General features: G+C 64.7%; 3 protein-coding genes. 2 read left to right on the forward strand and 1 reads right to left on the reverse strand.

From position 1 onward, the window contains the following. Nucleotides 1-40 precede the first annotated feature (40 nt). A complete protein-coding gene (locus tag EBBID32_RS02170; protein ID WP_037488276.1) occupies nucleotides 41-685 on the forward strand; it encodes a trimeric intracellular cation channel family protein in 645 nt (214 codons plus the stop codon). 191 nt (nucleotides 686-876) lie between these two features. Here the strand turns inward: EBBID32_RS02170 and sppA are convergent, their stop codons facing one another. Continuing rightward, a complete protein-coding gene (gene sppA, locus EBBID32_RS02175) occupies nucleotides 877-2,760 on the reverse strand; it encodes a signal peptide peptidase SppA (RefSeq protein WP_006949881.1) in 1,884 nt (627 codons plus the stop codon). Nucleotides 2,761-2,911: 151 nt separating this feature from the next. On the opposite strand from sppA, the gene gpmA reads away from it, so the two are divergent. Further along, nucleotides 2,912-3,598, forward strand: coding sequence for a 2,3-diphosphoglycerate-dependent phosphoglycerate mutase (gene gpmA, locus EBBID32_RS02180; protein WP_006949882.1), 687 nt, complete (start codon nucleotides 2,912-2,914; stop codon nucleotides 3,596-3,598). Nucleotides 3,599-3,912: the final 314 nt, after the last annotated feature.

Genomic DNA, 3,912 nt, shown 5'->3' on the forward strand with positions numbered 1-3,912 from the left:
TCTCGACTTCGCTCGAAACGAACGGACGTAGTGTATAGTCATGGCTTCTTCCGTGCCCCTCCTCGCCACCTCGATCGGCCCGGTGCTGGAGACGCTCAGCATTATCGGTACCTTCGTATTCGCCGCGTCTGGGGCGCTGGCGGCGGCGCGGTTGCGGCAGACTTTGGTGACCTTCGCTTTCTTCGCGCTGGTGACGGGGGTGGGTGGCGGCACGTTGCGCGACCTGCTGATCGGCGCGCCGATATTCTGGGTGGTGGATGCCGCGCCTGCCATCACCTGCATGTGCGCGGCGGTGATCGTCTGGTGTACGCCGCGCCGCTTCTGGAGCGAGCGGGCGCTCGACTGGCTGGACGCGATCGGGCTGGCGGCGTTCGCGGTGTTCGGCGCGGCCAAGGCGATGAGTTTCGGCGTGCCGCCCTTTGTCGCCGGGATGATGGGCGTGGTGACGGGCTGCGTCGGGGGCATCATGCGCGATCTGCTGGCGGGCGAGCCGTCGATCCTGTTGCGGCCCGAACTTTATGTGACGGCGGCGGCGGTGGCGGCGGGGCTGTTCGTCGTGCTGCGGATGGTCGGGCTGGACGTGCCGGTCGCGGGGGTGATTGCGGCGCTGGTGGGGTTCGTGCTGCGCGCGGTGGCGATATGGCGGGGGCTGGGGTTGCCGGTGTATCGGGATGAGGAGGGGTGAAATACCCTCTCCCTCGAGGGAGAGGGTTGCGCAGACTTGGCAGCTTGCTGCCTAGTCGTAGCTGGGAGAGGGTGTGCTGACCTGACGGCTGTGCGCGGTATTGGCGTCGAACCCCCTCTTCCAACTTCGCCTAACCTCACTGCGTTCGGTAAGGCTACGTATCCTTCTCCCCCGTGGGGAGAAGGGGGCTGCTACCGCCACAGCCCCGCGATCATCGCCATCACGCCGCGTTCTTCCGCCGCGTTGCGCGGCTTTGGTGCGCCATAGCTGCGGCATTCCAGGCAGTCGGCGCGGATGCCTGCGCCGGTGACCAGCGCCCGCACATCCCCGACCGCCTGCATCGCCCAGCCGCGCTGGACCATCGCCTGACGTGCCAGCAAGTCGCGGGGCGCGCCTGCGTCGTCGCTGTCGCGCTGCGCCATGGCCTCGATCCATTCGGCCCATTTGTCGGGCTTCTTTTCGATAGTATAGGCGCGGGCGGTTTTGGGGTCGATCTTGGCGCGGCGGGCGGCTTCGGCGATGGCGTCCTCCAGCCCGCCGAAACGATCGACCAGCCCGATCTGGCGGGCGGTGCCGCCGTCCCAGACGCGGCCCTGTGCGATCGTGTCGATCTGTTGCGGCGTCTTGCGGCGCGATTGGGCCACGAGGCCGACGAAGCGGCGATAGATATCCTCGACTCCCATCTGCATGATCGCGTCGAATTGCGGGGAGGTGCCGCCTGCCAGATCGGGCTGGCCCGACAGGGGCGTGGTGGCCACGCCGTCGGTGGTGACGCCCATCTTGGCGAGCGTGCCTTCAAAGCTGGGGAGGATGCCGAACACGCCGATCGAGCCGGTGATGGTGTCCGGCTCTGCAAAGATCATGTCGGCGGGGGTGGAGACCCAATAGCCGCCGCTGGCCGCGACATTGCCCATGGACACGATAACGGGCAGCCCGTCCGCCTTGGCCGCCAAAATGGCGTTACGGATCTTTTCCGATGCCAGGACTGAGCCGCCCGGCGAATCGACGCGCACGACCAGGGCTTTCAGATCCTTTTCGTTGAGCGCGGTCAGCAGCAGGTCCGAAATCGTGTCGCCCGCTGCCGTGCCGGGACCCGCTTCGCCATCGACGATATTGCCCGCGATCGTCAGCACGCCGATCTGGCCGTCATTGGCGGGCTTGCGCGCCTTCACATAGGCGGCGAGGTCGATCTTGGCGAAGGTGCCTGCCTTGGCATCGGACCCTTCGCCTGCAATCTCCGCGACGCGGGTGCCGAACGCGGTGGCATCGCCCAATTTGTCGATGAGACCAGCGGAGAGCGCGGCCTGCGCCATATTGCCCTTGGCGGCGCGGGCGGCGGCGACCGGGTCGGCGGCATAGGAGGCGATCTTCGCCTTTGGCCGGGCCTTGGCGACATCATCCTGCCAATTCTGCCAGAGCGTATCGGCCAAAGCCTGATTGGCCTGCTTGGCTTCGGGGGACTGGTCGGCGCGGATATAGGGTTCGACGAAGCTTTTATAGGTGCCGACGCGATAGACATGGGTGTTGACTCCGAGCTTGTCGATCAGCCCCTTATAATAGAGACCCGACCCGCCCCGGCCCATGATCGCGACGCCGCCCAGCGGATCGCTCCACGCTTCACTGGCGTGGGCGGCCAGTTGGTAGCTGTCGTCGGTATAGAGGGTCGCGTAGGCCAGCACCGGCTTTTTCGCTGCGCGTAAGGCGTCGAGCGCCTGACCGACGCGGGCGATGGCGACCTGACCGCCGCCCATGAAGCCATCCAGGTTCAGCACGACCGCCTTGACCTTGCTGTCCGTCTTTGCCGCTTCCAGCGCGGTGACGATGTCGGACAGGCGATATTCCTTCATGTCGGGGCCGGAGCCGGACAGGAGCGAGAAAGGATCAACCTCGGCCGGTTGCTCGACGATGGTGCCGTCAAGGTCGAGCAGCAGCGCGCCCGCGCTGATGCCGGCGGCGGGCCGGGGCGAGAAGGAGAGGGCGGCATAGAGCGCGCCGAAGAACAGCAGCAGGAAGAGCAGGACCAGCCCGTCCTTGATCGCGACCAATATGCGCCACGCGCCCTTCACAAATGCCAAGTGGATGTTCCTTATCTGCTGCCCGTATCGGGCTATCGTATCGGCCGTTCGACTGCAATGTGGGGGGCGGGCGCGCGGCTGCAACCTTGCGCCCGGCATTTCGCGCGCTATGGGGGGCATAGTTTTCCCAGACGCGCAGGAGACATGCCCGATGCCCACCCTCGTCCTCATCCGCCATGGCCAGTCGTCATGGAACCTGGAAAACCGCTTCACCGGCTGGTGGGACGTGGACGTGACCGAGAAGGGCGCGGGCGAAGCGCGCGCGGCGGGGCAGTTGATGAAGGCCAAGGGGCTGGATTTCGACCAATGCTATACCTCGCTCCAGACCCGCGCGATCAAGACGCTCAATCTGGCGCTGGAGGAAATGGGGCGGCTGTGGCTGCCGGTGGAGAAGGACTGGCGGCTGAACGAACGCCATTATGGCGGGCTGACCGGCCTGGACAAGGCGGAGACGGCGGCCAAGCATGGCGACGCGCAGGTCAAGATCTGGCGCCGCAGCTTCGACATTCCGCCGCCGGTGCTGGAAGCGGGCAGCGAGTTCGACCTGAGCAAGGACCGCCGTTATGCCGGGATCGCGATTCCATCGACCGAGAGCCTGAAAGACACGATCGCGCGCGTGCTGCCCTATTGGGAGGCGACGATCGCGCCCGATCTGAAAGCAGGCAAGCGGGTGCTGATTTCGGCCCACGGCAATTCGCTGCGCGCGCTGGTCAAACATCTGTCGAACATTCCCGACGACGAGATTACCGAACTGGAAATCCCGACCGGCCAGCCGATCGTCTATGAACTGGCCGACGATCTGAGCGCGATCGAGCGTTATTATCTGTCGGAGCGGTAAGGCAAAGATCCTCCCCTGCAAGGGGAGGGCTATCGCATATGAAACTGTCCCCTCCTTCATCGTCATCCTGAATTTATTTCAGGATCCATTTCTCGTCTCGAACTGCGGCTTTTGGGGCACGATGGATGCTGAAACGAGTTCAGCATGACGTTGGAGGGATAAGGGGAAGTCATATGCAATTCCCCTGCCCTTTGAGGGGGGCACATATGGAAATTCCGTTTGTCCTGAGCCCGTCGAAGGACTGTCCTTTTCTTGGGGCGTAACGCTTGGATCAAAGAAAAACGGCCCTTCGACAGGTCGTGTCCCACGGGGTT

Source organism: Sphingobium indicum BiD32, assembly GCF_000382885.1.
Lineage (GTDB): Bacteria > Pseudomonadota > Alphaproteobacteria > Sphingomonadales > Sphingomonadaceae > Sphingobium > Sphingobium japonicum_C.